Below are 404 nucleotides of genomic sequence, written 5' to 3' on the forward strand. Positions count from 1 at the left end.
GACAAAGGAGTTCAGACCATGAGCGCACTAGACCAGTGGGTGGTGACCGAGCAGCTCGCCAGCAGCCCTCAGCTCGCCAGCGACCACGTTCCCGACCTGTCCGTTCCCGGCGGAGCCTTCATCAACGGCGTCTGGCAACGCGAGAACCTCCGGCTGCCGGTCACCGATCCGGAGGACGGGCGGCTGCTGGGCTACGTCGCTGACTCCACCCCGGCAGACGTCGCGGCGGCGGTCTCCGGCGTTCATGAGTCGCTCGAGACACAGGACTGGCCGCTGTGGGCCCGCCGCGAGTCCCTCGATCGGGCGGCGCGGCTGCTGGCGCAGGGCTCAGTCAGGTTCGCCCACCTCATCGCCTCCGAGGGCGTCAAGACCCTCGGCGAGGCCGAGCGGGAGGTGGCCCGGTG

At 70.3% G+C, this 404-nt stretch carries 1 protein-coding gene; it reads left to right on the forward strand.

All coding sequences use genetic code 11. The features are described 5' to 3' along the window. Window positions 1-18: 18 nt before the first annotated feature. The coding region (locus tag C5L12_RS27930; protein WP_157949160.1) for an aldehyde dehydrogenase family protein at window positions 19-404 on the forward strand (386 nt) is incomplete at its 3' end.

It is taken from the genome of Neorhizobium huautlense (assembly GCF_002968575.1).
Classification (GTDB): domain Bacteria; phylum Pseudomonadota; class Alphaproteobacteria; order Rhizobiales; family Rhizobiaceae; genus Neorhizobium; species Neorhizobium huautlense.